This is a genomic window from Enterobacter sp. KB-280D8 (assembly GCF_041399405.1).
Lineage (GTDB): Bacteria > Pseudomonadota > Gammaproteobacteria > Enterobacterales > Enterobacteriaceae > Enterobacter > Enterobacter cloacae_N.
Genome location: NZ_JBGKEC010000002.1, coordinates 64,549 through 90,299, shown reverse-complemented (window position 1 = coordinate 90,299; position 25,751 = coordinate 64,549). Strand labels below are relative to the sequence as shown.

General features: G+C 56.5%; 30 protein-coding genes. 17 read left to right on the top strand and 13 right to left on the bottom strand.

All coding sequences use genetic code 11. The annotated features are described in order from the left end of the window. Positions 1-6: 6 nt before the first annotated feature. Positions 7-1,056: a rhodanese-related sulfurtransferase gene (locus AB8818_RS05900; RefSeq protein ID WP_116340707.1), complete on the top strand. Its 1,050-nt coding sequence runs from the start codon at positions 7-9 to the stop codon at positions 1,054-1,056. A 41-nt stretch (positions 1,057-1,097) separates the two neighbouring features. Here the strand turns inward: AB8818_RS05900 and AB8818_RS05895 are convergent, their stop codons facing one another. The 9 genes from AB8818_RS05895 to mdtH form a co-directional block, all read right to left on the bottom strand. Further along, positions 1,098-1,676, bottom strand: a complete 579-nt coding sequence (locus AB8818_RS05895) for a YceI family protein (RefSeq protein ID WP_163328728.1) — start codon at positions 1,674-1,676, stop codon at positions 1,098-1,100. Between the two features lies 1 nt (position 1,677). Further along, positions 1,678-2,244, bottom strand: a complete 567-nt coding sequence (locus AB8818_RS05890; protein WP_192981715.1) for a cytochrome b — start codon at positions 2,242-2,244, stop codon at positions 1,678-1,680. Between the two features lie 218 nt (positions 2,245-2,462). Further along, positions 2,463-2,576 carry a YceO family protein gene (locus AB8818_RS05885; protein WP_116340701.1) on the bottom strand — a complete coding sequence of 38 codons (114 nt, stop codon included), beginning with the start codon at positions 2,574-2,576 and terminating at the stop codon, positions 2,463-2,465. A 60-nt stretch (positions 2,577-2,636) separates the two neighbouring features. Further along, on the bottom strand, positions 2,637-3,755 hold the full coding sequence (gene solA, locus AB8818_RS05880) for an N-methyl-L-tryptophan oxidase (protein WP_116340699.1): 1,119 nt from the start codon (positions 3,753-3,755) through the stop codon (positions 2,637-2,639). A gap of 116 nt (positions 3,756-3,871) precedes the next feature. Further along, positions 3,872-4,126 (bottom strand): biofilm formation regulator BssS, encoded by a 255-nt coding sequence (gene bssS / locus AB8818_RS05875; protein ID WP_023299782.1) that lies wholly within the window; start codon positions 4,124-4,126, stop codon positions 3,872-3,874. A gap of 273 nt (positions 4,127-4,399) precedes the next feature. Beyond that, positions 4,400-4,645 (bottom strand): DNA damage-inducible protein I, encoded by a 246-nt coding sequence (gene dinI / locus AB8818_RS05870; RefSeq protein ID WP_028012694.1) that lies wholly within the window; start codon positions 4,643-4,645, stop codon positions 4,400-4,402. A 74-nt stretch (positions 4,646-4,719) separates the two neighbouring features. Further along, entirely contained in the window at positions 4,720-5,766 is a 1,047-nt protein-coding gene (pyrC, locus tag AB8818_RS05865; protein WP_163328730.1) for a dihydroorotase, read from the bottom strand. 126 nt (positions 5,767-5,892) lie between these two features. Continuing rightward, entirely contained in the window at positions 5,893-6,453 is a 561-nt protein-coding gene (locus AB8818_RS05860; protein WP_116340694.1) for a lipoprotein, read from the bottom strand. A 124-nt stretch (positions 6,454-6,577) separates the two neighbouring features. Next, entirely contained in the window at positions 6,578-7,786 is a 1,209-nt protein-coding gene (mdtH, locus tag AB8818_RS05855) for a multidrug efflux MFS transporter MdtH (RefSeq protein WP_192981712.1), read from the bottom strand. 236 nt (positions 7,787-8,022) lie between these two features. On the opposite strand from mdtH, the gene rimJ reads away from it, so the two are divergent. The 4 genes from rimJ (at position 8,023) to murJ (ending at position 11,855) form a co-directional block, all read left to right on the top strand. After that, positions 8,023-8,607: a ribosomal protein S5-alanine N-acetyltransferase gene (gene rimJ / locus AB8818_RS05850; RefSeq protein WP_163328734.1), complete on the top strand. Its 585-nt coding sequence runs from the start codon at positions 8,023-8,025 to the stop codon at positions 8,605-8,607. 9 nt (positions 8,608-8,616) lie between these two features. Beyond that, positions 8,617-9,264, top strand: a complete 648-nt coding sequence (locus tag AB8818_RS05845) for a YceH family protein (protein WP_192981709.1) — start codon at positions 8,617-8,619, stop codon at positions 9,262-9,264. Positions 9,265-9,266: 2 nt separating this feature from the next. Then, positions 9,267-10,190, top strand: coding sequence for a Gfo/Idh/MocA family protein (locus AB8818_RS05840; RefSeq protein ID WP_192981706.1), 924 nt, complete (start codon positions 9,267-9,269; stop codon positions 10,188-10,190). A 129-nt stretch (positions 10,191-10,319) separates the two neighbouring features. Further along, entirely contained in the window at positions 10,320-11,855 is a 1,536-nt protein-coding gene (murJ, locus tag AB8818_RS05835) for a murein biosynthesis integral membrane protein MurJ (protein ID WP_192981704.1), read from the top strand. Positions 11,856-11,914: 59 nt separating this feature from the next. Here the strand turns inward: murJ and flgN are convergent, their stop codons facing one another. The 3 genes from flgN to flgA all read right to left on the bottom strand — a co-directional run bounded on the left by flgN (position 11,915) and on the right by flgA (position 13,391). Next, positions 11,915-12,340 carry a flagella biosynthesis chaperone FlgN gene (gene flgN / locus AB8818_RS05830; RefSeq protein ID WP_025755834.1) on the bottom strand — a complete coding sequence of 142 codons (426 nt, stop codon included), beginning with the start codon at positions 12,338-12,340 and terminating at the stop codon, positions 11,915-11,917. A 4-nt stretch (positions 12,341-12,344) separates the two neighbouring features. Then, the gene (gene flgM, locus AB8818_RS05825) at positions 12,345-12,638 is read right to left on the bottom strand and encodes a flagellar biosynthesis anti-sigma factor FlgM (RefSeq protein WP_014883360.1); all 294 of its coding nucleotides are present in this window, start codon (positions 12,636-12,638) and stop codon (positions 12,345-12,347) included. 93 nt (positions 12,639-12,731) lie between these two features. Beyond that, the gene (gene flgA / locus AB8818_RS05820; RefSeq protein ID WP_192981702.1) at positions 12,732-13,391 is read right to left on the bottom strand and encodes a flagellar basal body P-ring formation chaperone FlgA; all 660 of its coding nucleotides are present in this window, start codon (positions 13,389-13,391) and stop codon (positions 12,732-12,734) included. A 157-nt stretch (positions 13,392-13,548) separates the two neighbouring features. On the opposite strand from flgA, the gene flgB reads away from it, so the two are divergent. The 11 genes from flgB (at position 13,549) to flgL (ending at position 23,397) form a co-directional block, all read left to right on the top strand. Then, on the top strand, positions 13,549-13,965 hold the full coding sequence (gene flgB, locus AB8818_RS05815; RefSeq protein ID WP_008500815.1) for a flagellar basal body rod protein FlgB: 417 nt from the start codon (positions 13,549-13,551) through the stop codon (positions 13,963-13,965). A gap of 3 nt (positions 13,966-13,968) precedes the next feature. Then, the gene (flgC, locus tag AB8818_RS05810; protein ID WP_013097138.1) at positions 13,969-14,373 is read left to right on the top strand and encodes a flagellar basal body rod protein FlgC; all 405 of its coding nucleotides are present in this window, start codon (positions 13,969-13,971) and stop codon (positions 14,371-14,373) included. Positions 14,374-14,384: 11 nt separating this feature from the next. Further along, positions 14,385-15,095, top strand: coding sequence for a flagellar hook assembly protein FlgD (gene flgD, locus AB8818_RS05805; RefSeq protein WP_045406631.1), 711 nt, complete (start codon positions 14,385-14,387; stop codon positions 15,093-15,095). A gap of 26 nt (positions 15,096-15,121) precedes the next feature. Further along, positions 15,122-16,330: a flagellar hook protein FlgE gene (gene flgE, locus AB8818_RS05800; protein ID WP_061098580.1), complete on the top strand. Its 1,209-nt coding sequence runs from the start codon at positions 15,122-15,124 to the stop codon at positions 16,328-16,330. Positions 16,331-16,350: 20 nt separating this feature from the next. Further along, on the top strand, positions 16,351-17,106 hold the full coding sequence (locus AB8818_RS05795; protein ID WP_116340682.1) for a flagellar basal body rod protein FlgF: 756 nt from the start codon (positions 16,351-16,353) through the stop codon (positions 17,104-17,106). Between the two features lie 11 nt (positions 17,107-17,117). Beyond that, complete coding sequence (gene flgG, locus AB8818_RS05790; RefSeq protein ID WP_192981700.1) at positions 17,118-17,900, top strand: flagellar basal-body rod protein FlgG; 783 nt, start codon at positions 17,118-17,120, stop codon at positions 17,898-17,900. A gap of 57 nt (positions 17,901-17,957) precedes the next feature. Next, positions 17,958-18,656 (top strand): flagellar basal body L-ring protein FlgH, encoded by a 699-nt coding sequence (flgH, locus tag AB8818_RS05785; RefSeq protein WP_023311139.1) that lies wholly within the window; start codon positions 17,958-17,960, stop codon positions 18,654-18,656. Between the two features lie 12 nt (positions 18,657-18,668). Continuing rightward, on the top strand, positions 18,669-19,760 hold the full coding sequence (locus AB8818_RS05780; protein WP_045406630.1) for a flagellar basal body P-ring protein FlgI: 1,092 nt from the start codon (positions 18,669-18,671) through the stop codon (positions 19,758-19,760). Then, positions 19,760-20,713, top strand: coding sequence for a flagellar assembly peptidoglycan hydrolase FlgJ (gene flgJ, locus AB8818_RS05775; protein ID WP_045406628.1), 954 nt, complete (start codon positions 19,760-19,762; stop codon positions 20,711-20,713). The genes AB8818_RS05780 and flgJ overlap by 1 nt, the downstream gene beginning before the upstream one ends. 75 nt (positions 20,714-20,788) lie before the next feature. Beyond that, complete coding sequence (gene flgK, locus AB8818_RS05770) at positions 20,789-22,429, top strand: flagellar hook-associated protein FlgK (RefSeq protein WP_116340680.1); 1,641 nt, start codon at positions 20,789-20,791, stop codon at positions 22,427-22,429. Between the two features lie 14 nt (positions 22,430-22,443). After that, the gene (gene flgL / locus AB8818_RS05765) at positions 22,444-23,397 is read left to right on the top strand and encodes a flagellar hook-associated protein FlgL (protein ID WP_192981698.1); all 954 of its coding nucleotides are present in this window, start codon (positions 22,444-22,446) and stop codon (positions 23,395-23,397) included. A gap of 74 nt (positions 23,398-23,471) precedes the next feature. Here flgL and AB8818_RS05760 read toward each other — a convergent pair whose 3' ends face one another. Then, positions 23,472-24,686, bottom strand: coding sequence for an MFS transporter (locus AB8818_RS05760; protein WP_192981696.1), 1,215 nt, complete (start codon positions 24,684-24,686; stop codon positions 23,472-23,474). A gap of 145 nt (positions 24,687-24,831) precedes the next feature. Here AB8818_RS05760 and AB8818_RS05755 point away from each other — a divergent pair, with 145 nt between their 5' ends. Next, complete coding sequence (locus AB8818_RS05755) at positions 24,832-25,734, top strand: LysR family transcriptional regulator (RefSeq protein WP_371199851.1); 903 nt, start codon at positions 24,832-24,834, stop codon at positions 25,732-25,734. Positions 25,735-25,751: the final 17 nt, after the last annotated feature.

Genomic DNA, 25,751 nt, shown 5'->3' with positions numbered 1-25,751 from the left:
TACACCATGCCAGTGTTACACAACCGCGTTTCGAATGAGATGTTAAAGGCGCGTATGTTGGCTGAAACCGAACCGCGCACAACCATCTCTTTCTACAAATATTTCACGATCGACGATCCGCAGGCGACCCGCGATGCGCTTTATCAGGCCTTCACGGCGCTGAACGTCTTCGGGCGCGTCTATCTTGCCCGCGAAGGCATTAACGCACAGATTAGCGTACCGGAAAGCAAGGTGAACGCATTCCGCGACGTACTTTACAGCTTCGATCCGGCCCTCGACGGCCTGCGCCTGAACATTGCCCTGGATGACGACGGGAAATCGTTCTGGGTGCTGCGCATGAAGGTGCGTGAACGCATCGTGGCGGACGGTATCGACGATCCTGAGTTTAATCCTGCGGATGTCGGTGAATATCTGAAGGCCGCGGAAGTGAATGCGATGCTGGACGATCCGGATGCGGTGTTTATTGATATGCGTAACCACTATGAGTACGAAGTGGGGCATTTTGAAAACGCGATGGAAATTCCGGCCGATACCTTCCGCGAGCAGCTGCCGAAAGCGGTGGAGATGATGCAGGAGCATAAGGATAAAAAAATCGTTATGTACTGCACCGGCGGTATCCGCTGCGAGAAGGCCAGCGCGTGGATGAAGCACAATGGGTTCAACAAGGTCTGGCACATTGAAGGCGGTATTATCGAGTACGCCCGCCGCGCCCGCGAGCAGGGCTTACCGGTACGCTTTATCGGTAAAAACTTCGTCTTTGACGAGCGCATGGGCGAGCGTATTTCAGAAGATGTGATTGCCCAGTGCCACCAGTGCGGCGCGCCGTGCGATACCCACACCAACTGCAAAAACGACGGTTGCCACCTGCTGTTTATCCAGTGTCCGGCCTGTGCCGAGAAGTTTAACGGCTGCTGTAGCGAGCTGTGCAGCGAGGAGAGTATCCTGCCGGAAGAAGAGCAGCGTCGTCGTCGCGCAGGACGTGAAAACGGCAATAAGATTTTTAATAAATCACGCGGCCGTCTGAATACTAAACTGGGCATTCCTGACCCGGAATAATAATAACGCCCGGCACGGCGAGAGCCTGCCGGGCGAATCTATTACGACTTCTGCTGCACACCTTCAACGGAAATAACCAGCTCAACGTCCTGAGACGCCGGGCCTAAATCCGTTGTGATATTAAAATCTTTCAGGTGAATTTTACCCGCCGCTTCAAAACCTGCGCGTTTACCGCCCCACGGATCGTCACCCTGACCGATCAATTTTGCGTCCAGAGTGACGGGTTTGGTTACGCCATTCAGCGTCAGATTACCGGTAATAGCCAACTTATCACCCTCTTTCTTCACTTCCGTTGAGGTGAAGGTGGCCTGCGGGAATTTTGTGACGTTCAGGAACTCTGCGCTGCGCAGGTGTTTATCGCGCTCAGCATGGTTTGTGTCGACGCTGTTCGTATTAATGGTCACATTGACTTTATCTGCCGCAGGGTTTTTCTCGTCAAAAGTGAATGTGCCGTCGAAATCTTTAAAGGTACCGTACAGCCAGCTGTATCCCAGATGCTGAATGCGGAAATTGACGAAAGCGTGCTGGCCCTCTTTATCAATTTTATAGTCAGCCGCCACGGCAGAACCGGCGGTGAATAACAGAGAACCCAGGGCGATACCCAGCAGGTGTTTTTTCATTTTATGCTCCAGAGTCAACTGACGAGCGGCCAAGCATGCGCTTAAGCGTATCGTCTTTATCAATAAAATGGTGTTTAAGGGCTGCGAGCCCGTGCAGTACGGACAGGATCACCACGTTCCAGGCAAGCCAGAGGTGAACGACGCCCGCCGTGTCGGCCTGAGCCCCGGCATCGCTGAGCGTTGCCGGAACCTCGAACAGGCCAAAAACGCTAATCGGCTTACCGTCTGCCGTTGAAATGAGATAGCCGCTGATCAGAATGGCGAAGAGCAGTGCATACAGCGCAATATGCGCGGCGACAGCGCTAACGCGGGTTATTTTACCGTATGTCTTTAGTGGCGCGGGCGGTGGAGAAACATGTCGCCAGATTACGCGAAATACCAGCCCCAGCATCAGGAGGACGCCAATGCTTTTATGCAGCTCGGGTGCCAGATGATACCATCCATCGTAATAGCTGAGCGTGACCATCCAGAGTCCAAGTCCGAACATACCATAGACGGCAATGGCAAATATCCAGTGCAAGCTTATGGATATTATTCCGTAGCGCCGGGAGGAGTTACGCAATTGCATCAGAATGTCCATTTTCAAATTAACCGAAAGATAAAAATGAACGGGAAGGCGCGATATTGCAACTAAAATAATTGACTATTGATTTTTATTTTATTTATTTCAGCGATTTTGAAAAGGAACCGCAAATTTAATTCAGTGGCTTCGTGCAAGACGTATTTAGCAGAAGAAAAAAGCTTAAATAAACATAAAGTAACGTCAGCTAATGTCAGTTATCGCTTTCAATAAAACACAATGTAAATAACATCGACGATAGCGAGCAGCGCCCACAATAAGATATAGAGCATAAAGTGCTCGCGAATGTTATTGACGAGAAAACCCACGATCCTGCGCATATCGCCCCACAGTTGAGTACGAAAAAAACGGGCCCCGGTACCGCCGGAGCCCGTGGCCGATTATCCGTTAAAACGCGAGAGTGAGAACGGCGTCAGATCAAACTGCGGCGTGATACCCTGGGCAAACTGCGCGGCGATTTCACCCAACACCGAAGCGAACTTAAAGCCATGGCCGCTCAGCCCGGTAATCAGCAGGGTGTTGTCATGGCCCGGCAGCGTATCAATGATAAAGTCTTCATCCGGGGTGTTGTCGTAGGTGCAGGCCGCGCCATAAAGCAGTCCACCGACGCCCGGGAGAATATTGCGCAGGAACGAGAAGGCTTCTGAGCCGTCCTGCGGGCACGCGCCAAAGGGTTTGCGCTCCTCCGGTGAGGAGATGACCTGCCCGCCGTTGTGTTTACCAATCTTGAGGGCGTCCTTCTCGGAAGGGAAACCGTAGAACTGATCGCCGTTGGGTAACTCGCCGGTAAACGCCGGGAATTTGTTTTGCGCGCTGTAACGCCCGTCCGACTGGAACCAGGAGAAGACCTTGCGCACTGGCTGGATCGGCAGGTCCGGGAGCAGGCGGGTAACCCAGGTTCCTGCGCTGATAAGCAGGCGGGAAGCCGAATACTCTCCGTCTACGGTTTTCACCGTAACGCCGTTTGCATCATGCGTGATGGCCTCAACGGGGCAGTTGAACAGCTGCGCGCAGCCCGCTTTGGCGGCAAGATCGATCCAGGTTTTGATCGCCGTTTCACAGTGCAGCACGCCGGAGTTGGCTTCAAAGAGGCCGATATAATCCTCCGGGACGGTAATTTCTGGCCAGCGTGCTGTGATAGCCGACGCATCCAGCTTCTCAACGTCAAGATTAAACGCCTTCGCGCTGCGTTCGACATTGGCGAGAAATTCCGAACGAGCCGGACCAAGGTTGATGACCCCCGTCCGCTCGAAAACACGCTCTTCGGTCTGTTTTGCCAGCTCGTCCCACAGCGTCTGCGCGCGAAGCACCAGCGGAACGTAGCGCTCGCCCTCGCCATAGGCGTGGCGAATGAGGCGTGTGTCGCCATGATGGCTGCCTTCGCTGTGCGGCGGCAGGTGGGCGTCAATCATCAGGACGTTTAGCCCTGCCTGCGTTGCGTAATAACCGGCGGCCGATCCAACGGAGCCGCTACCAATAATGATTAAGTCGTATCTCATATGCATCTCGTAAACTTACGGTTTGTTAGCAGAGTAATTAACAACGCGGGCGCAAACAAGCGGGAAATAAATAAGGCACCGCGAGGGTGCCTGTTGAGTGAAAAGTGGGCATACGGTTAGTGCCGTTTATACTCATTTTCCTGATAGTCGCCAGATTCTATTTTTGCAATGCCTGCCTCTAAAATAGAAATAAACTGACGGGCGACGTCTGTTGTTAGCCACAGCGTCTGTCCAACTTCCGCTTCGTCACGGTTGAGTTGATTTGGGGTCTGGTAGTGCAAACGCAGCATCAGCGCATCGTAGCTATCTACGGTACTGATATCCCAGCCTACAAGCGGATGGGTCTGGATGACTTCGTTATTCTTTTCCATTATAACCCCCTAAATGCGTGTTAGAAGACAACGGCTCTGAGGTTCAATGCATGTTTTTCTGAAAGCTTCTTCAGTATACCAAGTAATAAGGGTTCCAACGGGAAAAATAAACAGGTAGCAACACATTTTTCTGCTTTTTAGGATTGTTCGAACAATAAAACACCATGTCGTTCACGATTTTCTAAGAAGATGCTGAATTAATTTGAACGTCAGGAATGACAGGCAAAAAAAAGCCGGGGCGACCCGGCAAAAAAACACAATGAGGGAGCAGTGTTAATCGGTAATGAACCAGTCGTCTGCGCTTTCCCACGTTTCCTGCAGGATTTCGCTGATGCGATCTTTATCTTCTTTTGCGGCACCCATGACGGAAAGGTTGTTCGCTGCGGCGTAACGAACCGTTACGGCGCCCGCGTTATCGGGAAAAGTGTTGTTAATACGACGGGATAATTCGCCTGCCAGTGCATCAAGCGCGCCGGCAGGCAGAACGGTAGTTTTGGCTATGGTGACTTCAATACGCATAAATGCCCCCTGTGTAATATACTGTTTATTTATACAGGCATATTATCGGTTTGACAACAAGGGGCGTTGATTTTTTAGCGTTTTACCGTCCAGTTTACGGTTTCACCTGCCAGGAAGGGGATCAGCGCGTCATCCGTCAGCGCAATGGACTCCTCAACCTGGCTCGCTTTACGCTCCAGCTCAATGAAGGTCTCATTGACCGGCAGGCCGTAGAAGCGCGGGCCGTTGAGGGAGCAGAACGCTTCGAAATGCTCCAGCGCGTTCATCTCTTCAAATACGGTTGCGTAGCTGGCAAGGGCCGTTGGAGCGTTGAAACAGCCCGCGCAGCCGCAGCTTGCCTCTTTGCGATGGCGGGCGTGAGGCGCGGAGTCCGTGCCAAGGAACGCACGCGTGAATCCGCTGGCGACCAGCTCGCGCAGCGCCTGCTGGTGAACGTTGCGCTTGAGGATCGGCAGGCAGTACAGGTGAGGGCGCACCCCGCCCACCAGCATATGGTTACGGTTAAACATCAGATGCTGTGGGGTGATGGTCGCGGCGATCAGCTCGTTGCCGTCGCGAACATACTCTGCCGCGTCTTTGGTGGTGATATGCTCAAAGACGACCTTAAGCGCCGGCAGACGCTGGCGCAGAGGCTCCATCACGGTCTCGATGAAACGGGCTTCACGGTCAAAGATGTCAATCTCCGCATGCGTTACTTCGCCGTGTACCAGCAGCGGCATGCCCAGCTTCTGCATACGCTCCAGAACCGGCATGATGGCATCAATGCTGGTGACGCCGTGGCTGGAGTTGGTGGTGGCGTTCGCCGGGTAGAGTTTCGCCGCCGTAAATACGCCTTCGTTAAATCCGCGTTCCACCTCGTTCGGGTCCAGCGAATCGGTCAGGTAGCAGGTCATCAACGGGGTGAAATCATGTCCTGCCGGAACGGCATCCAGGATGCGCTGGCGGTAGGCTATCGCGGCATCGACGGTGGTGACTGGCGGAACCAGGTTTGGCATGACAATCGCGCGGCCATAAATTTCACTGGTATAGGGCACGACGGTTTTCAGCATATCGCCATCACGCAGATGGATATGCCAGTCGTCAGGGCGGCGGATTTTAAGAACCTGGGGTTGTGCAGTCATGGAAGCTCCGGCTTGTCAGGAATCAGTCATAAGGATGGCTGTTTTTGCCGGACACAAATCATAAGCGGAAACGTTTTCGTTTGCACACTTTTCCGTAAAAAAAAGGGCGCCGCAGCGCCCTTCAGGTTAATCGGTGAAAGGAATGATGATCTCTCCCGGCTTCACCTCTATCCCTTTTGCGTATTTCTTCGCGAGGGCTTCACCCTTGCTTTTGTCTTCGCTTAAGACGTACGCAGGCTGCTGATTAAAGTAGTTACGCAGCGACTGGTTCAGATAGGGCATCAGGGTTTGCAGAACCGGTGCCATCTTGTCCGGCGAAACCTGCGCATCGACCACTTCCATCTCCTGCAGGAAAATCGCCCCTTTCTCTTTATTGAAAACGGGGAGCGCCTTCAGCTTGAGCTTGATGTTGGCTTTCTGATTGCCAAATAGAGACGTCATATCAAGCGCGGCATCGCCTGCCAGCGTGACTTTATTCGGCTCTTCACGACCAATCTGGCTGGTGAGATTGGTGAGAACGATGTGGGCATCGGCCAGCCCCGGCACGCCAATGTCTTTAGAGAAATTGTTATGTTTTTCCAGCGCCTGATTAATTTCCTGCTCACTGACGGTATATTGCGTAAGCTGGTTACAGCCCACCAGCAGACCGCTGACGATAAGTGCGGCGGCAATGACAATTTTCTTCATAGTGTTCCTCAACGAAAAATCGGCGCTACTGTCCTGTTTCGTCAGTATGTCAGTGTGAAATGGCAGAAACCAGCAGAAAATACTGAGAAGTGTGGCGGGAGCATTCTCCCGCCGGAGGGAAGGGCTACGCGCCGGGTTCGAGCATGCCGCTCGCGCTGCGCTTCTGGCTGAACTGCCACCACAGGGCGAGAAGCGTCATGACGCCCACCACGCCGAGCATCATCCAGGGGAGCTCCGGCTGGTTCAGCGCTTTGCCGGCATCGAACAGCCAGCCGCCGCCGGCGTAACCCAGCGCACCGCCAAAGGCCAGTCCCAGGCGGCTGAAGCCCATATAGCTGCCGCGCGCACGCGCATCCGCAAGCGAGGCGCTCAGCGTTTCCCGGGCGGGCTCGGCGATGATGGAGCCGATGTAGAAGGTGCATATCAGCATGAAAAGCTGCTGGAGCGTGTTTACCAGACCGATAGGCATCATGCTCAGCGTCATCAGAAACAGACCGGCCATCAGGCGATGCTCCAGGCGAAAACGCCGTTCACTCCAGCGGGCGATGGGGTAAAGCAGCGTCAGCGACAGGCAGGCTTCGATGGCGTACATCCATTTCACGGCTGCAGGCGTGCCCGCAATATCGTTCACCATGATTGGCAGCATCAGCATCACCTGTACGCCCAGCATGTAATAGCCGGTCAGGGTCAACACGTAGGTGACAAAACGCCTGTCGCGAAGCACCCTTCCGAGCCCCTCGCGTACCGGCGCTTTTACCGTAGACAGCTTCCAGGCCGGGAGATAGAGACCGTTAAACAGCGCGCACAGAATAAACAGCACCGCCCCGGCCGCGCAGACCAGACGGAAATCGTACTGCAGCAGCCAGCTGCCCAGCAGGGCGCCAACAACCGCCCCGGCGCTGTCCTGCATCATCAGAATGGAGAAGAAGCGGCCGCGGTGCTGCGGACGAATAAGCTTTACCACCAGCGCGGTGCGCGGCGGGTCAAACAGGGTGCCCCCGATACCGGAGAGGAAGCAGGAGAACCACAGCAGCCAGGGCTCGTGGGCAACCGCCATCGTGGCAAAGCCTGCCGCGCGGAGCAGCATACCGGTAACGATCATCGGTTTAGCGCCAAAGCGGTCAGCGATCGCGCCGCCAAAGACGCCAAGACCCTGCTGGACAAACTGGCGTAGCCCCAGCGCAATGCCGACCATCAACGCCGCCCAGCCCATTTGATCGACAAAGCGGATCGAGATGAGGGGGAACACGACAAAAAAGCCGAGCACGACCAGCATGTTATCGACGAGCAGGAAATATTTACCCAGGCTCCTGGCCTGTGATACGCGGGACATTTTCCCTCCAGGGAAAATAAGAAGGTGAGCACGCTAACATTCTGCGGTGTCGCCGCGCTTTTTCCCACCCCTGCGCGCGACAATATTTTTTTATCAAAACGGTGCTTTGATAGAGAGTTCTCATCGAAAAATGTGAAAAGAGGTCAAAATGGTATGTCACTGTTTTCACAGACGGCACAGGCGCAGGTATAGTAAAGCTAATGGGTAAGCTGAAGCGACGGGAAGGAGTGGTATTGATGTTTGGCTATCGCAGTAATGTGCCAAAAGTGCGTCTGACAACGGACAGGCTGGTCGTTCGTCTTGTGCATGAGCGTGATGCCTGGCGTCTGGCGGATTATTACGCCGAGAATCGCCAGTTTTTAAAACCCTGGGAACCCGTTCGGGATGAGAGCCATTGTTACCCCTCCGGCTGGCAGGCGCGCCTCAGCATGATCGCTGAATTTCATAAGCAGGGCAGCGCGTTTTATTTCGCGCTGCTCGATCCGGAAGAGAAAGAGATTATCGGAATTGCCAATTTTTCAAACGTGGTGCGGGGTTCGTTCCACGCTTGCTACCTTGGCTACTCTATCGGCCAGAAATGGCAGGGGCAGGGGATGATGTACGAGGCGTTAACGGTGGCCATTCGCTATATGCAGCGCACGCAGCATATCCATCGCATTATGGCGAACTACATGCCGCATAATCAGCGCAGCGGCAATTTGCTGGCGCGTTTAGGGTTCGAGAAAGAGGGTTATGCCAAAGATTATCTGCTGATAGACGGAGAGTGGCGCGACCACGTTCTGACGGCGTTAACCACCCGAGACTGGACCGCAGGTCGTTAAGGAGAAAAGATGAAGTATCAGCTAAACGGTACGGAAGCGCGCGTGATTGGGTGCTTACTCGAAAAACAGGTCACCACGCCGGAGCAGTATCCGCTCTCAGTTAACGCCGTGACCATGGCCTGCAACCAGAAGACCAACCGCGAGCCGGTGATGAACCTCAGCGAGCATGACGTTCAGGACGTGCTGGACGCGCTGGTAAAGCGCCACTATTTGCGCACCGTCAGCGGCTTTGGCAACCGTGTGACCAAATACGAGCAGCGCTTCTGTAACTCTGAATTTGGCGACCTGAAGCTGAGCAGTGCGGAAGTGGCAATTATCACCACGCTGCTGCTGCGCGGGGCGCAGACGCCGGGGGAACTGCGAACGCGCGCTTCCCGCATGCATGAGTTCAGCGACATGCAGGAGGTCGAGCAGACGCTGGAAGGGCTGGCTGCGCGTGAGGATGGCCCCTTTGTGGTGCGTCTGGCGCGCGAGCCGGGCAAACGTGAAAGCCGCTATATGCACCTTTTCAGCGGTGACGTTGACGCCGCAAGCGTGGCGACGGAATCGGACCCCGCAATCAGCGACGACCTTTCAGCACGCGTAGAGGCGCTGGAAGAAGAGGTAGCCGGGCTGAAGCAGCGGCTGGACGCGTTGCTCGCACATCTGGGAGACTGACGGTGAAAAAATTACGTATTGGCGTGGTGGGGCTGGGCGGTATTGCGCAAAAAGCCTGGCTGCCTGTTTTAGGTGCGGCGACAGACTGGACCCTGCAAGGGGCCTGGTCACCCACGCGCGAGAAGGCAGCGCGTATCTGCGAAACCTGGCGCATCCCGTATGCCGCCTCCCTGCAGGATCTGGCCCGCGAGTGCGATGCGGTATTCGTGCATACCTCAACGGCAACCCACTATCAGGTAGTGAGCGACCTGCTCAATGCGGGAGTTCACGTCTGCGTGGATAAACCGCTGGCGGAAAACGTTCAGGACGCGGAGCGGCTGATTGAGCTGGCGGCACGTAAAAACCTGACGCTGATGGTCGGTTTCAACCGCCGCTTCGCGCCGCTTTATCAGCAACTGAAGGCGCGGTCAGGCACGCTCGCCTCGCTGCGGATGGATAAGCACCGTACCGACAGCGTGGGTCCGAACGATCTGCGCTTTACCCTTCTTGATGACTACCTTCACGTGGTGGATACCGCGCTGTGGCTGACCAACGGCGAAGCGCTGCTGAAAAGCGGCACTCTGGTCACTAACGAACAGGGGCAGATGGTGTATGCGGAACACCATTTTGCCGTTGAGCACCTTCAGGTCACCACCAGCATGCACCGCCGCGCAGGCAGCCAGCGGGAATCCGTTCAGGCGGTGACAGACGGCGCGCTGTACGACGTTACCGACATGCGGGAGTGGCGGGAAGAGAAGGGCAGCGGCGTGGTGACGCTCCCGGCGCCAGGCTGGCAAAGCACCCTCGAGCAGCGCGGTTTCGCGGGATGTGCCCGCCACTTTATCACCTGTGTGCAAAATCAGACGGTTCCTGAAACGTCCGGCGAGCAGGCCATTCTGGCGCAGCGCATTGTGGAAAGACTCTGGCGCGATGCCATGAGCGAATAACTCGCTGTAACATCTGCAGATAGTAATTCGTTGAAATCCGGTTAGACTAAGCGCCGCCTGTTGGCTTTGCCGGGTGGCGCTTACGCTTACCCGTCCTGGAAATCCGTATGGTTCTGGAAATTCACGTTAATGAACTTATTAAAATCGCTGGCGGCCGTCAGCTCGATGACCATGTTCTCTCGCGTACTCGGTTTTGCGCGCGATGCCATTGTGGCAAGGGTCTTTGGTGCAGGGATGGCAACGGACGCCTTTTTCGTTGCGTTCAAGCTGCCGAACCTGCTGCGTCGCATTTTTGCTGAAGGGGCGTTCTCCCAGGCGTTCGTTCCCATTCTGGCGGAATATAAAAGCAAGCAGGGTGAAGATGCGACGCGCGTATTTGTCTCTTATGTCTCCGGGTTGCTGACCCTGGCGCTGGCCGTGGTGACCGTCGTCGGTATGCTGGCCGCGCCCTGGGTGATTATGGTGACCGCACCTGGTTTTGCCGACACGGCAGATAAATTTGCCCTGACCTCGCAGCTGCTGCGCATTACCTTCCCCTATATTCTGCTGATCTCGCTGGCCTCGCTGGTGGGGGCGATCCTGAACACCTGGAACCGCTTCTCCGTTCCGGCGTTTGCGCCGACGTTTCTCAACGTCAGCATGATCGGTTTTGCGCTGTTCGCCGCGCCACACTTCAACCCGCCGGTGCTGGCGCTGGCCTGGGCGGTCACCGTGGGCGGCGTGCTGCAGCTGGCGTATCAGCTGCCGCATCTGAAGAAAATCGGCATGCTGGTGCTGCCGCGCATCAATTTTAAAGATGCCGGGGCGATGCGCGTAATTAAGCAGATGGGGCCTGCCATTCTTGGCGTCTCCGTCAGCCAGATCTCGCTTATCATCAACACCATCTTTGCCTCTTTCCTGGTGTCCGGTTCCGTTTCGTGGATGTACTACGCTGACCGTCTGATGGAGTTCCCGTCCGGCGTGCTGGGCGTGGCGCTGGGGACCATCCTGCTGCCGTCGCTGTCGAAAAGCTTTGCCAGCGGCAACCATGATGAGTACTGCCGCCTGATGGACTGGGGCCTGCGTCTCTGCTTCCTGCTGGCCCTGCCCAGCGCGGTGGCGCTGGGGATCCTCGCCAAGCCGCTGACGGTGTCGCTGTTCCAGTATGGGAAATTCACCGCGTTTGACGCCGCGATGACCCAGCGCGCGCTGATAGCCTACTCGGTGGGATTGATGGGGCTGATTGTCGTCAAAGTGCTGGCGCCGGGGTTCTATTCGCGTCAGGACATTAAAACGCCGGTGAAAATTGCCATCGTGACGCTGATTATGACCCAGCTGATGAACCTGGCATTTATCGGCCCGCTGAAGCATGCCGGACTGTCGCTGTCTATTGGTCTGGCGGCCTGCCTGAATGCCGGGCTGCTTTACTGGCAGCTGCGCAAGCAGGATATCTTTACGCCGCAGCCGGGCTGGGCAAGTTTCCTCGTGCGTTTGGTTGTGGCGGTGCTGGTGATGTCTGCGGCACTCATCGGGATGATGTACGTCATGCCGGAGTGGTCCCTGGGCACGATGCCCTATCGTCTGATGCGCCTGATGGCCGTGGTGGGCGTCGGGGTGGTAGCGTATTTCGCCACGCTCGCCGTGCTGGGCTTCAAAGTGAAAGAGTTTACTCGCCGTACGGCATAAACGCCAAAAGGGGAGTTCACCTCAGGGTGCTCCCCACTGCATGATTTGTCGCTGATGCGTCAAATCGAAATCTTTTTTACACCCGCAATACGCGCAGTCGCCGTCTGACCATCCGCGCCGTACAGTCCGGTTTCTTTATGCGGCTTCAGCACCTCAAGCGCCTGCTGATTGCGCTCAATCTGCCCTTCAAGCAGCCAGCCGTTATGCTGGTTGAGATCGCGCAGATGCTGGGTTTTTTCGGTAATGGTCTGCCAGCGCTCAACAATATCGTCATTGGCGCTGCGCTTCGGATCCTGCTCGGCGCGGCGCTGCTGCTCCAGATAATCCAGCGTCGCCAGCAGCGAACTCTTATCTTCAGTAATACGCTGCAGCGCGCTGCCGTTGATGTGGCCGGAAGAGAGATGCTGCTGTTCAGCGTCCATTACCGTTTTCAGGTCGTTCAGGACAACCGTCATTTGATCCAGTATTTCTGACAGTCGACTCATACGGTTAATTACTCTGTAAGAAACTCTGTGCTTCCTGAATCAGGGCGTCAGCGATTTTGCTGGTGTCCATTTTCAGCTCACCGTTGCGAATAGCCGTTTTCAGCGCTTCAACACGTTCCATATTGATATCGTTGCTGCCTGGCTGCATCAGTTTTGCCTGGGCATCGCTCAGGGTCACGCTGGTGCTGTTAGACGTTGACGGTTTTTCCAGACGCGTTTTCTGAGGGGTAGCGTCGTTCGTTTCGCGAGGCTGTACAGCGCTTACCGGCTTCAGGGCTGATGTACGATCAATGCTCATAGTGTTGTCCTCATCGAGGGTTCGCGGCGTTTGCGCCTGACATCATCATTAGTTGAATATTTATCGGCACGCGCCGCGGAATCTTTAAAAAGATTATAGGTTAATCAGAATATTCCCATCAGAATCGACGGTTCCGCTAACCACCTGGCCCGAGGACATTCTGACACGGGCGTTTTGCGCCACCGCAGCATTGTTTAACGCTTTCCCTTCACTGTTGATGCTAAAGCCATCTCCGTTGGCGACCACCATCACCTGCTGTCCTGCTTTAACACGCCACGCCTGGCGCAGCATTGAGAGCTGAATCGGCTGGCCCGGGGCGACGTCGCGCAGGCTGACGGCGTCCTGTGCCTGGTTCATTTCCAGCATTGTCCGTGGCGGAAGCTGGTCCAGGCGCCCGCGCTTAAGCGTCACGCTGTTTGCCTGGAGCGTGCTGCCACGCGCAATGGGGACGGCGGCGACAACATAATTGCCCGTCGCCTGAACTGCAACCTGTAAATAGCGTTTTTCGTTGGCGCAGCGTGCCAGCACGTTCACATTGCCCCATAGCTTCGTGGTCCCCGTCACGCTGAATGATGGTTGCTCGCAGGTCGGATACAGATTCGGCGGCGTACGGATGGTCACGTTAACTTCGTCGCTAAAGCCTGCCAGCTTCTGGGCAAAAAAATACGTCAGCGCATTCTGTAAATCCCCGGCCTGCACCAGAGGGCTAAACAGCAAGACGGTTGCCATCAGGCCACGTTTTAACGTTTGCATCGCAAGTTCCACCGTTTCCAGAGTTGGGTGAATTCTACCTGCAGTGGTTTTGCATCAACGGAATAAATAGCGACGCATTTTGCGCTTATTCCGTCGATAGGGGAGACCGGGTGAGATTTAAGCTGTGAACTGAAATTTTGCCATCAGCGGAGGAGACATGCTCGATAAACTCGACGCCGCGTTACGTTTTCAGCAGGAAGCGCTCAATTTACGCGCCCAGCGGCAGGAGATTTTAGCCGCCAACATCGCTAACGCCGATACGCCCGGGTATCAGGCGCGCGATATTGATTTTTCCAGTGAACTCAAAAAGGTGATGGAGCGTGGACGTGCCGAAGGAACGGGTGTTGCACTCGCCATGACATCCTCTCGCCATATTCCTGCTCAGGCGATGACCGCGCCAGCGACCGATTTACTTTATCGCATCCCCGACCAGCCTTCACTCGACGGTAACACCGTGGATATGGACCGGGAGCGTACGCAGTTTGCCGATAACAGCCTGAAATACCAGACGGGCCTGACCGTACTCGGCGGACAAATCAAAGGCATGATGAACGTCCTCCAGGGGGGCAACTGATAAATGGCCTTGCTGAATATTTTTGATATCGCCGGCTCGGCGTTAACCGCTCAGTCAAAACGGCTGAACGTGGCAGCCAGTAACCTGGCGAACGCCGACAGCGTGACCGGACCTGACGGTCAGCCTTATCGTGCTAAACAGGTTGTGTTTCAGGTCGACGCTGCGCCAGGTGCGGCAACGGGCGGCGTGAAGGTGTCTGACGTGGTAGAGAGCCAGGCGCCGGACAAGCTGGTGTACGAGCCCGGTAACCCGCTTGCGGACGCTAACGGATACGTGAAGATGCCTAACGTGGACGTGGTGGGCGAGATGGTGAACTCCATGTCGGCGTCCCGTAGCTACCAGGCGAACGTCGAAGTGCTTAATACCGTGAAGAGCATGATGCTCAAAACACTGACTCTCGGCCAGTAAAGGAGACATGCATGTCCATCGCCGTAAATGTGAATGATCCTACGAACACGGGTGTTAACAACACCAAAAGTTCGACAAGCTCCAGCTCCCTGACGGGAAGCAATGCCTCCGATTTGCAGAGCAGCTTCCTGACGCTGCTGGTAGCGCAGCTTAAGAACCAGGATCCGACTAACCCAATGCAGAACAACGAACTGACCACGCAGCTTGCGCAGATCAGCACCGTGAGCGGCATTGAGAAACTGAACACCACCCTGGGTTCCGTCTCCGGTCAGATTAACAGCGCCCAGTCCCTGCAGGCTGCAAGCCTGATCGGTCACGGCGTGATGATCCCGGGTACCACTATTCTTGCGGGTACCAGCACCACCGAGGGTACATCGACCACCACCACTACGCCGTTCGGCGTGGAATTGCAGCAGGCGGCTGACAAAGTGACCGCGACGATCACCGACTCAACCGGCGCCGTGGTTCGCACCATCGATATTGGCGAGCTGAAGGCGGGCGTTCACACCTTTACCTGGGACGGCAGCCTGACCGACGGCACGAAAGCACCAAATGGCTCCTACAAAGTCGCGATTAGCGCCAGCAACGGGACAACCCAGCTGGTGGCGCAGCCGCTGCAGTTCGCGCTGGTTCAGGGCGTGATTAAAGGGGGCGACGGCAACAAACTGGATTTGGGTACCTCCGGTACCACCACACTCGACGAAGTTCGGCAGATTATCTAAGCCTTAACACTTATCAGGAGTAAGTCATGGCCTTTTCTCAAGCGGTCAGCGGCCTGAATGCTGCGGCCACCAACCTGGACGTCATTGGCAACAACATCGCCAACTCCGCGACCTATGGTTTTAAATCCGGTTCTGCTTCCTTTGCAGACATGTTTGCTGGTTCCAAAGTGGGTCTGGGCGTAAAAGTTGCGGGCATCACTCAGGACTTTACCGACGGTACCACCACCAACACCGGTCGTGGCCTGGACGTTGCCATCAGCCAGAACGGTTTCTTCCGTATGGTCGATGCAAACGGCTCGGTGTTCTACAGCCGTAACGGCCAGTTTAAGCTGGACGAAAACCGTAACCTGGTGAACATGCAGGGGATGCAATTAACGGGTTATCCGGTTGCCGGAACGCCATCAACGGTTCAGACCGGTGCGAATCCACAGGCGATTAATATCCCGACCACGCTGATGGCCGCGAAATCCACCACCACGGCTTCCCAGCAGATTAACCTCAACTCCACCGATGCCGCTCCGACCGCCGCCTTCGATCCGGCTAACCCGGATACCTACAACAAAAAAGGTACGGTAACCGTCTTTGATAGCCAGGGTAATGCGCACAACATGAACCTGTTTTACGTCAAAGATGCGACCCCGGCTAACTCCTGGAAAGTGTACGCCCAGGACGGCAGCGTAGCAGGCAGCACGGCGGCAGTGGCCACGACGTTAACCTTCGATAATAACGGTACGTTGATTGGTGGTGGAAACATCAACATCACTACCGCGACTATCCCAGGTGCGGACCCGGCGACCTTCGCCATGAGTTTTGCTAACTCCATGCAGCAGAACACCGGTGCGAACAATATCGTGGCGACCAACCAGAACGGCTTCAAGCCGGGCGACCTGGTGAGCTATCAGATCAACGATGACGGCACCGTCGTCGGGAACTACTCCAACGAGCAGACTCAGGTGCTGGGCCAGATCGTGCTGGCGAACTTTGCCAACAACGAAGGCCTGAAATCTGAAGGCGATAACGTCTGGTCGGCTACCCAGTCCTCCGGCGTGGCGCTGCTGGGTACGGCGGGAACCGGTAACTTCGGCACGCTGACCAACGGCGCGCTGGAAGCCTCTAACGTGGACCTGAGTAAAGAACTGGTGAACATGATTGTCGCGCAGCGTAACTATCAATCGAACGCGCAGACCATCAAGACCCAGGATCAGATCCTCAACACGCTGGTTAACCTGCGTTAAGCGGCTAACAGGAAAGCGCAATGGATCACGCAATATATACCGCGATGGGCGCGGCAAGTCAGACGCTCAGCCAGCAGGCCGTTACTGCCAGCAACCTGGCAAACGCCTCGACGCCGGGCTTTCGCGCGCAGCTGAATGCGCTGCGCGCGGTACCGGTGGAAGGGCTCTCCTTGCCGACCCGTACGCTGGTGGCGGCATCGACCCCGGGCGCAGACATGACGCCAGGGCAGATGGATTACACCTCACGCCCGCTGGACGTTGCCCTGCAGCAGGACGGCTGGCTGGCGGTGCAAACGGCGGACGGCGGTGAAGGCTATACCCGTAACGGGAATATCCAGGTCAGCGCGACCGGCCAGCTGACGATTCAGGGGCATCCGGTGATGGGTGAAGCGGGCCCGCTGACCGTGCCGGAAGGCTCTGAGCTGACCATCGCCGCGGACGGCACCATCTCGGCGCTGAACCCGGGCGACCCGGCCAATACCGTTGCCCCTGTTGGTCGTCTGAAGCTGGTCAAAGCGGAAGGCAAAGAGGTGCAGCGCGGCGACGACGGCATGTTCCGTCTGACCCAGGCGGCCCAGGCTACTCGTGGCGCCACGTTACAGGCCGATCCGAGCATCCGCGTGATGTCCGGCGTTCTGGAAGGCAGCAACGTCAAGCCGGTCGAAGCGATGACCGACATGATCGCCAGCGCCCGTCGTTTTGAAATGCAGATGAAAATTATCAGCAGCGTGGATGAAAACGCGGGCAAGGCTAACCAACTTCTGTCTATGAGTTAACAGGACTCTTTATGATCAGCTCCTTATGGATCGCGAAAACTGGCCTGGACGCGCAGCAAACCAACATGGATGTGATTGCCAACAACCTGGCAAACGTCAGCACCAATGGTTTCAAGCGTCAGCGCGCCGTTTTCGAAGATTTGCTTTATCAAACCATCCGCCAGCCGGGCGCGCAGTCTTCTGAACAGACGACGCTGCCGTCAGGTCTGCAGATCGGTACCGGCGTTCGCCCGGTGGCGACCGAGCGTCTGCACAGCCAGGGCAACCTGTCTCAGACCAACAACAGCAAAGACGTGGCAATCAAAGGTCAGGGTTTCTTCCAGGTGCAGCTGCCTGACGGAACCTCTGCCTATACCCGTGATGGTTCCTTCCAGGTCGATCAGAACGGTCAACTGGTGACGGCGGGCGGTTTCCAGGTTCAACCTGCGATCACCATTCCGGCGAACGCCCTGAGCATTACCATCGGCCGTGACGGCATCGTGAGCGTGACCCAGCAGGGGCAGGCCGCGCCGATCCAGGTCGGACAGCTCAACCTGACCACCTTCATGAACGATACCGGCCTGGAAAGCATTGGTGAGAACCTCTACACCGAAACGCAATCCTCCGGTACGCCAAATGAAAGTACGCCGGGCCTGAACGGTGCCGGTCTGCTGTATCAGGGGTATGTAGAAACCTCCAACGTGAACGTGGCGGAAGAGCTGGTAAATATGATCCAGGTCCAGCGCGCGTATGAAATTAACAGTAAAGCAGTCTCGACGACCGATCAGATGCTGCAGAAACTGACGCAACTCTAAGGCGTAGCCCGGTGCGGTAAACCCCGCACCGGCTCCCTGTTTTCGAAGATGAAGGCAATGCAAAAAAACGCGGCGTTTCGTTATCCGATACTGACTGTTCTGGCTGTCACCCTCAGCGGGTGCGCTTTGATCCCGTCTAAACCATTGGTCCAGGGTGCGACGACTGCCCAACCCGTTCCTGGCCCTGCGCCAGTGGTAAACGGCTCCATTTTCCAGACCGCGCAGCCGATTAACTACGGCTATCAGCCGCTGTTTGAAGATCGCCGCCCGCGCAATGTTGGCGATACATTGACCATTGTGCTGCAGGAAAACGTCAGCGCGAGCAAGAGCTCGTCGGCGAACGCCAGCCGCGATGGCAAAACCAATTTTGGCTTCGACACCGTTCCACGCTATCTGCAGGGCCTGTTCGGCAATGCCCGTGCGGATGTTGAGGCTTCCGGCGGCAACACCTTTAACGGTAAAGGTGGCGCAAACGCCAGCAATACCTTCAGCGGTACGCTGACGGTTACGGTTGACCAGGTGCTGGTTAACGGCAATTTACACGTCGTGGGTGAAAAACAGATCGCCATTAACCAGGGCACTGAATTCATTCGCTTCTCGGGCGTGGTGAATCCACGCACCATCAGCGGCACCAACACCGTTCCGTCCACCCAGGTGGCGGATGCGCGCATTGAGTACGTCGGTAACGGCTACATTAATGAAGCGCAGAATATGGGTTGGCTGCAGCGCTTCTTCCTTAATTTATCGCCGATGTAAGCGAGGTGACCCATGTTTAAATCGATCTTCGCCGTGGCGCTGGTTCTTGTAGCAACGTTTGCCCAGGCTGACCGCATCCGCGATCTCACCAGCGTTCAGGGCGTCCGCCAGAACTCGCTGATTGGCTATGGCCTGGTGGTGGGGCTGGACGGTACCGGTGACCAGACGACCCAGACGCCTTTTACCACCCAAAGCTTGAACAACATGCTTTCCCAGCTCGGTATTACCGTGCCGGCGGGAACCAACATGCAGCTGAAAAACGTGGCCGCGGTAATGGTCACTGCCTCTTACCCGGCGTTTGCGCGCCAGGGGCAGACCATTGACGTGGTGGTCTCCTCAATGGGTAACGCCAAAAGCCTGCGCGGCGGTACGCTGTTGATGACCCCGCTGAAAGGTGTCGACAGCCAGGTCTATGCTCTGGCGCAGGGTAACATTCTGGTTGGCGGTGCGGGTGCATCGGCAGGCGGAAGCAGCGTGCAGGTGAACCAGTTGAACGGCGGACGTATTACCAACGGCGCGATCATCGAGCGTGAGCTGCCGACCCAGTTTGGCGCAGGCAACACCATCAACCTGCAGCTGAATAATGAAGACTTCACGATGGCGCAGCAGATTGCCGACACCATCAACCGCAGCTATGGCAATGCCACGGCGCTGGATGCGCGTACCGTGCAGATCCGCACCTCTACCGGCAGCAGCAACCAGGTGCGCATGCTGGCGGATATCCAGAATCTGGAAGTGAACGTGCCGGTGCAGGATGCCAAAGTGATCATCAACTCCCGTACGGGCTCCGTGGTGATGAACCGGGAAGTGTCGCTGGATAGCTGCGCCGTGGCGCAGGGTAACCTGTCGGTGACGGTTAACCGTTCTGCCAACGTCAGCCAGCCGGATACACCATTTGGTGGCGGCCAGACGGTGGTGACGCCGCAAACGCAGATTGATTTACGCCAGAGCGGCGGCTCTCTGCAGAGCGTGCGCTCCAGCGCCAACCTGAACAGCGTGGTGCGTGCCCTGAACGCGCTGGGCGCGACGCCGATGGATCTGATGTCCATTCTGCAATCCATGCAAAGCGCGGGCTGCCTGCGCGCCAAACTGGAAATCATCTGATGCTGACCGATAGCAAACTGTTGACCAGTGCCGCCTGGGACGCCCAGTCGCTCAACGAACTGAAAACCAAAGCAGGTAAAGACCCGGCGGCGAATATCCGTCCGGTCGCCCGCCAGGTAGAGGGGATGTTTGTCCAGATGATGCTGAAAAGCATGCGCGAAACCCTGCCGAAAGACGGGATGTTCAGCAGCGATTCAACGCGTCTTTACACCAGCATGTATGACCAGCAGATTGCGCAGCAGATGACCGCCGGTAAAGGCCTCGGTCTGGCTGACATGATTGTCAAACAGACCGCCGCCGCACAGGGTGTTCAGCCAGAAGAGCAGCCGCAGCAGGTGCCGATGAAGTTCGATCTGGAAACGGTGACCAGTTATCAGAACCAGGCGCTGACGCAGATGGTGCGTAAAGCGATACCGAAGGCAACGGGCAGCGGCGACGAGGCGCTCTCCGGTGACAGCAAAGACTTCCTGGCGCAGCTATCTCTGCCTGCGCGACTGGCCAGTGAACAGAGCGGCGTGCCTCACCATCTGATTCTCGCCCAGGCCGCGCTGGAGTCGGGCTGGGGCCAGCGCCAGATCCGCAAGGAAAACGGCGACCCGAGCTTTAACATCTTCGGCGTGAAGGCCACCTCCAGCTGGAAAGGGCCGACCACGGAGATCACCACCACCGAATACGAGAACGGTGCGGCGGTGAAGGTGAAAGCGAAATTCCGAGTTTACAGCTCTTATCTGGAAGCACTGTCCGATTATGTCGGGCTGCTGAGTCGAAATCCGCGTTACACCGCCGTTACGCAGGCGGCGACGGCGGAGCAGGGCGCTCAGGCCCTGCAAAACGCGGGCTACGCGACCGACCCGAACTACGCGCGCAAGCTTACCAGCATGATCCAGCAGCTGAAATCCATGGGCGAGAAGGTCAGCAAAGCCTATAGCGCAGATATTGAAAATCTGTTCTGAAAGTTCTCAAGTCCCGGTGGAGGTTGCCGATAACCTTCATCAGGACTCGTGTCTGAACGTATAAAAGGAACCCCCATGTCCAGTTTGATTAACAGCGCCATGAGTGGCCTCAGTGCCGCGCAGTCGGCACTCAATACCGTCAGTAATAATATTTCAAGCTACAACGTGGCAGGTTACACCCGCCAGACGACGGTGCTGGGTGCATCTAACAGCACGCTGACCGGCGGTGGCTGGGTGGGTAACGGGGTGTATGTCTCCGGTGTCCAGCGTGAATATGACGCTTTTATCACCAACCAGCTGCGCGCCGCGCAGACGCAGAGCAGCGGCCTGACCACACGCTATCAGCAGATGTCAAAAATTGACGATGTGCTCTCCGATACTACCAACTCGCTTTCCACCACCCTGCAGGATTTCTTTAAAAGCCTGCAAACGCTGGTGAGCAACGCGGAAGACCCGGCTGCGCGTCAGACGGTGCTGGGAAAAGCGGGCGGCCTGGTCAATCAGTTCAAAACTAACGATCAGTATCTCCGCGATCAGGATACGCAAGTCAATACCGCAATTGCGACCAGCGTTTCGCAGATCAACAACTACGCCAAACAGATTGCCAATCTGAACGATCAGATTTCCCGCCTCACCGGCGTCGGCGCGGGCGCATCGCCTAACGATCTGCTCGACCAGCGCGATCAGCTTGTCAATGAGCTGAACAAAATCGTGGGCGTGGAAGTCTCTGTTCAGGATAGCGGCACGTTTAACATCTCTTTCGGCAACGGCTATAGCCTGGTGCAGGGCAGCAAAGCTAACCAGCTGGCGGCCGTGAAGTCCAGCGCCGATCCTTCCCGTACCACTATCGCCTACGTCGATGAGGTTGCGGGCAATGTCGAGATCCCGGAAAAGATGGTTACCACCGGCTCGTTAGGCGGCTTGCTGACGTTCCGCGCTGAAGATCTGGATAAGGCCCGTAACACCCTGAACCAGATGGCGCTGGCATTTGCTGACGCGATGAACAAACAGCATGAGGCCGGCTTTGATGCCAACGGCGATGCGGGCGGCAAGCTGTTCGGCTTTGGTTCTCCGGCTGTGCTTTCTAACAGCAAAAATAGCGGCTCGGCGGTTGTCAATGCCACCGTTGCGGACAGCACCAAAGTTCAGGCAACGGACTATAAGCTGCAGTTTAACGGTACCGACTGGACCATCACCCGTACCTCGGACAAGACCAGTTTTACAATGAGCCCGGATGCCAGCGGCAATCTGTCGTTTGATGGTCTCAACGTGAACGTCAGCGGTTCGGCAAACGCTAAAGACAGCTTTACCGTGAAGCCTGTGTCCGACGTCATCATGAACATGGAACTGTCCATCAGCGACGAGTCCAAACTGGCCATGGCCGCGGTGCAGAACGGCGGTGAGAGCGACAACCGCAACGGGCAGAAAATGCTCGATCTGCAAAACAGCAAAGTGGTTGGCGGAAACAAAACCTTCAACGATGCCTATGCCTCGCTGGTCAGCACCGTGGGTAGCACCACCGCTTCACTGAAGGTAAGCAGCCAGACGAAAGCCAACGTGGAAACGCAGTTAATCAAGCAGCAGCAGACCATCTCTGGGGTAAACCTTGACGAAGAGTATGGCAACCTGCAGCGTTATCAGCAGTATTACCTCGCCAACGCGCAGGTGCTTCAGACTGCCAGTACGCTCTTCGATGCAATTATCAACATTCGTTAAGGTTGAGGTGAAAAATGCGTATTAGCACCCAGATGATGTACGAACAGAACATGCGCGGGATCACCGATTCCCAGAGCAGATGGCTGAGCTACGGTGAGCAGATGTCCACCGGCAAACGCGTTAATCGTCCGTCGGACGATCCTATCGCGGCTTCGCAGTCTATTGTTCTGTCGCAATCTCAGTCACAAAACAGCCAGTTCGCGTTAGCGCGCACCTTTGCCACGCAAAAAGTGTCGCTGGAAGACAACGTGCTGACCCAGGTGAACACCGCGTTATCAAGCGTGCGTGAGAAGCTGGTCTACGCGTCAAACGGCACCTTAAGCGATGACGACCGTCTCTCTCTGGCGACCGATATCCAGGGGATCCGCGACCAGCTCATGAACCTGGCTAACACGACGGATGGCAATGGTCGCTTTATCTTTGCGGGTTACAAAACCGAGAGCGCACCGTTTGATGCCGCAACCGGCACCTACAATGGCGGCACTGAGGCGATCACCCAGCAGGTTGATACGGCGCGAAATATGGCAATCAGCCATACCGGCCAGCAGATTTTCGAAAGCATTACCAGCAATGCGCAAGAGCTGCCGGGCGGAGGCTATGGCGAAACAAACATGTTTAAAATCCTTGATTCCGCCATTGATTCGCTGAAGACGCCGATTGAGAACGATCCGGCCGCGGCTGCCGCACAAAGCCAGACAATTTCCAACGCACAGATCGGTATTAAAAACGCGCAGAACAACGTCCTGACGGTCGTTGCGGATGTAGGCACCAAGATGAACGAACTGGAAAAACTCGATACCCTGGGTGACGACCGCGCGCTGGGCCAGACTAAGCAGATGAGTGACCTGGTGGACGTGGACTGGAATGAAGCGATTTCCTCTTACACCATGCAGCAGGCGGCCCTGCAGGCCTCTTATAAAGCGTTTAGCGATATGCAGGGCATGTCTCTGTTCCAGCTGAACAAATAACATCTTGACCTCTTGGAACATGTCTTGAAACTGGGCATGTTTTACTGCCCAATCCGCCTGGATTGGGCATTTTTTTATGCCATTTCTGCTGGTGCTGAGGCGACGCGCGCGCTTTCAATCAGGCGGATTGCCAGCGCAATGATACCGCAGACCGTTGCCAGCGCGACCACACCCGTCCAGCCAGCCAGCGTGTAAATATTGCTGCCTAACGCGGAACCCAACGCCATGCCGATAAAGATCACGGTAAAGAGCAGGGCGTTCAGGCGGCCACGAGCCCGCGGCTCAAGGCTGTAGACCAGGTTCTGGTGCGCGACCAGGCTGGACTGCAGACCCAGATCGAACCCGATGGCAGAGACGGCAATCAGAATCAGCTGTCCGTGAACCCCCAGTGCGGGCATCAGGAACATCAGGGCAAACGAGACGGTCACAAGGATTGCGCCAAGCTGCGTCACTTTCCCGGCACCCAGTTTATCCGCCAGACCGCCCGCCAGCGGTGCGGCTAATGCACCGGCAGCACCAGCAATACCAAAACCACCGGCGACGGCACTGCCGAGGTGATAGCGTTCCAGCAGCATGACTGCAAGCGTTGACCAGAAGGCGCTAAAGGCAATCGACAGAAAACCCTGGGCCAGCGCCGCACGGCGCAGAGCGGGATAACGACGCCACAGATGTTCCATCGAGCGCATCAGTGCGGGATAGCTCAGCGTGGAGTGAATAGCGAAACGAGGGAGCACGGCCCACATCACCACCCCGATAAACGCAATACTTGCCGCAGCCAGCTGGTACATCACGCGCCAGCCAAACGCTTCGCCCACCACGCCGCTGACGGTTCTGGAGAGCAAAATGCCCAGCAGCAGACCGGTCATCACCGTACCGACGGTTTTTCCCTGTTTACCTTCCGGCGCAAGAATCGCCGCTGCCGGGACAATATCCTGCGCCATGGTGGCGGCCATGCCGATGAGCAGACTTGCCAGCAGCAGGGAGTGGATCTGTCCGGTCAGGCTACAGCCCAGGAGAAACAACGCCAGCGCCGCACTCTTTATCAGGATTAACGTTCTGCGGTCGTGGCGATCGCCGAGCGGCAGCAGGAACAGGATCCCTAAGGCGTATCCCGCCTGGGTGAGCGTCGGGACCAGGCCCATTCCTTCGATACTCAGGTGAAGGTCTGCGCCCATCAGGGGTAGCAGCGGCTGGGCATAATAGATGGAAGCCACGCTGAAGCCTGCGCCGAGCGCCAGCATTAAGATGACCCAGCGGCTTACGGCATGGGCGGCAGTTGTTGTGTTCATAAGACGTTCCTCATTCATCGTGTGAGGCTATTTTTTATCAGTACGCCTTGCGACGGTAGCGGGTGCGGTGGTAAAACGCTTATACGTTGAACGTATAAATGAAAATAAGATGAAAAGAACTGAGCGTATAGACAGGGTGGAGCTAATGCGGACGTTTGTCCGCATTGTGGAGACCGGGTCACTCTCTGCGGCGGCACGGCAGCTGGACACAACCCAGGCCACGGTGAGCAGGCGGCTGCAGTCGCTTGAGACAATGCTGGGCGTGCGCCTGATGTTGCGAACGACCCACACGACGCGGCTTACGGATGACGGCGAGCGCTGCTATCAGCACGCCCGTCGGGTGATTGACAGCTGGCTGGCGCTGGAAGATGAGGTGGGACAGACGGAAGATGAACCTGTAGGCGTGCTGCGGGTGCGGGCACCGCACGCGTTTGGTCAGGATCAGCTCCTGAAACCGCTAACCGAGTTTTTGCAGCGTTACCCGCAACTTTCGATTGAGTGGATGCTCAACGATCGGTCGGCTGATTTCCTGGGCGACAACCTTGACTGTGCTATTCGGGTGGGAATGGAAGTCGATCCGGCGACCGTTTCCGTGCTGCTGGCCGAAGTGCCACGTTCGGTGGTGGCTTCTCCGGTACTGCTGGACCGTTTTCCGACGGTTAATACGCCGGAGGATCTGCAGCAGCTGCCCTGGATTGCTATCAGCTCTTTCTACCAGCGCCATGTGGAGCTCTTTCACGAGGCATCATCCGCTACCGCGCGAGTGAATATTACCCCACGCCTCAGTACCGACAGCCTGTATGTCGCACGCAATACGGCACTCACCGGGCTTGGCGTGGCGGTCGTATCCAGCTGGACGGTTCAGGACGATATTCGGGAAGGGCGGCTGGTGCATTTACTGCCAGAGTGGCAGCCGGCGGCGTTACCGGTGCATCTGGTTTACCCCTGGTCCCGCTATTATCCGGCGCGCTTGCGGCGATTTCTGGAACTGATGCGGCAGATCATGCCGGAGGTCACCGGGATGAGAAAGCCCGTGCAGCAGGCATAAAAAAGCCGACCCGAAGG

Excerpts from the sequence above, each read along its gene's own strand:
- AB8818_RS05900 (WP_116340707.1), top strand. The coding sequence starts at position 7 with ATGCCAGTGTTACACAACCGCGTTTCGAATGAGATGTTAAAGGCGCGT.
- AB8818_RS05895 (WP_163328728.1), bottom strand. The coding sequence starts at position 1,676 with ATGAAAAAACACCTGCTGGGTATCGCCCTGGGTTCTCTGTTATTCACC.
- AB8818_RS05890 (WP_192981715.1), bottom strand. The coding sequence starts at position 2,244 with ATGCAATTGCGTAACTCCTCCCGGCGCTACGGAATAATATCCATAAGC.
- AB8818_RS05885 (WP_116340701.1), bottom strand. The coding sequence starts at position 2,576 with ATGCGCAGGATCGTGGGTTTTCTCGTCAATAACATTCGCGAGCACTTT.
- solA (WP_116340699.1), bottom strand. The coding sequence starts at position 3,755 with ATGAGATACGACTTAATCATTATTGGTAGCGGCTCCGTTGGATCGGCC.
- bssS (WP_023299782.1), bottom strand. The coding sequence starts at position 4,126 with ATGGAAAAGAATAACGAAGTCATCCAGACCCATCCGCTTGTAGGCTGG.
- dinI (WP_028012694.1), bottom strand. The coding sequence starts at position 4,645 with ATGCGTATTGAAGTCACCATAGCCAAAACTACCGTTCTGCCTGCCGGC.
- pyrC (WP_163328730.1), bottom strand. The coding sequence starts at position 5,766 with ATGACTGCACAACCCCAGGTTCTTAAAATCCGCCGCCCTGACGACTGG.
- AB8818_RS05860 (WP_116340694.1), bottom strand. The coding sequence starts at position 6,453 with ATGAAGAAAATTGTCATTGCCGCCGCACTTATCGTCAGCGGTCTGCTG.
- mdtH (WP_192981712.1), bottom strand. The coding sequence starts at position 7,786 with ATGTCCCGCGTATCACAGGCCAGGAGCCTGGGTAAATATTTCCTGCTC.
- rimJ (WP_163328734.1), top strand. The coding sequence starts at position 8,023 with ATGTTTGGCTATCGCAGTAATGTGCCAAAAGTGCGTCTGACAACGGAC.
- AB8818_RS05845 (WP_192981709.1), top strand. The coding sequence starts at position 8,617 with ATGAAGTATCAGCTAAACGGTACGGAAGCGCGCGTGATTGGGTGCTTA.
- murJ (WP_192981704.1), top strand. The coding sequence starts at position 10,320 with ATGAACTTATTAAAATCGCTGGCGGCCGTCAGCTCGATGACCATGTTC.
- flgN (WP_025755834.1), bottom strand. The coding sequence starts at position 12,340 with ATGAGTCGACTGTCAGAAATACTGGATCAAATGACGGTTGTCCTGAAC.
- flgM (WP_014883360.1), bottom strand. The coding sequence starts at position 12,638 with ATGAGCATTGATCGTACATCAGCCCTGAAGCCGGTAAGCGCTGTACAG.
- flgA (WP_192981702.1), bottom strand. The coding sequence starts at position 13,391 with ATGCAAACGTTAAAACGTGGCCTGATGGCAACCGTCTTGCTGTTTAGC.
- flgB (WP_008500815.1), top strand. The coding sequence starts at position 13,549 with ATGCTCGATAAACTCGACGCCGCGTTACGTTTTCAGCAGGAAGCGCTC.
- flgC (WP_013097138.1), top strand. The coding sequence starts at position 13,969 with ATGGCCTTGCTGAATATTTTTGATATCGCCGGCTCGGCGTTAACCGCT.
- flgD (WP_045406631.1), top strand. The coding sequence starts at position 14,385 with ATGTCCATCGCCGTAAATGTGAATGATCCTACGAACACGGGTGTTAAC.
- flgE (WP_061098580.1), top strand. The coding sequence starts at position 15,122 with ATGGCCTTTTCTCAAGCGGTCAGCGGCCTGAATGCTGCGGCCACCAAC.
- AB8818_RS05795 (WP_116340682.1), top strand. The coding sequence starts at position 16,351 with ATGGATCACGCAATATATACCGCGATGGGCGCGGCAAGTCAGACGCTC.
- flgG (WP_192981700.1), top strand. The coding sequence starts at position 17,118 with ATGATCAGCTCCTTATGGATCGCGAAAACTGGCCTGGACGCGCAGCAA.
- flgH (WP_023311139.1), top strand. The coding sequence starts at position 17,958 with ATGCAAAAAAACGCGGCGTTTCGTTATCCGATACTGACTGTTCTGGCT.
- AB8818_RS05780 (WP_045406630.1), top strand. The coding sequence starts at position 18,669 with ATGTTTAAATCGATCTTCGCCGTGGCGCTGGTTCTTGTAGCAACGTTT.
- flgJ (WP_045406628.1), top strand. The coding sequence starts at position 19,760 with ATGCTGACCGATAGCAAACTGTTGACCAGTGCCGCCTGGGACGCCCAG.
- flgK (WP_116340680.1), top strand. The coding sequence starts at position 20,789 with ATGTCCAGTTTGATTAACAGCGCCATGAGTGGCCTCAGTGCCGCGCAG.
- flgL (WP_192981698.1), top strand. The coding sequence starts at position 22,444 with ATGCGTATTAGCACCCAGATGATGTACGAACAGAACATGCGCGGGATC.
- AB8818_RS05760 (WP_192981696.1), bottom strand. The coding sequence starts at position 24,686 with ATGAACACAACAACTGCCGCCCATGCCGTAAGCCGCTGGGTCATCTTA.
- AB8818_RS05755 (WP_371199851.1), top strand. The coding sequence starts at position 24,832 with ATGCGGACGTTTGTCCGCATTGTGGAGACCGGGTCACTCTCTGCGGCG.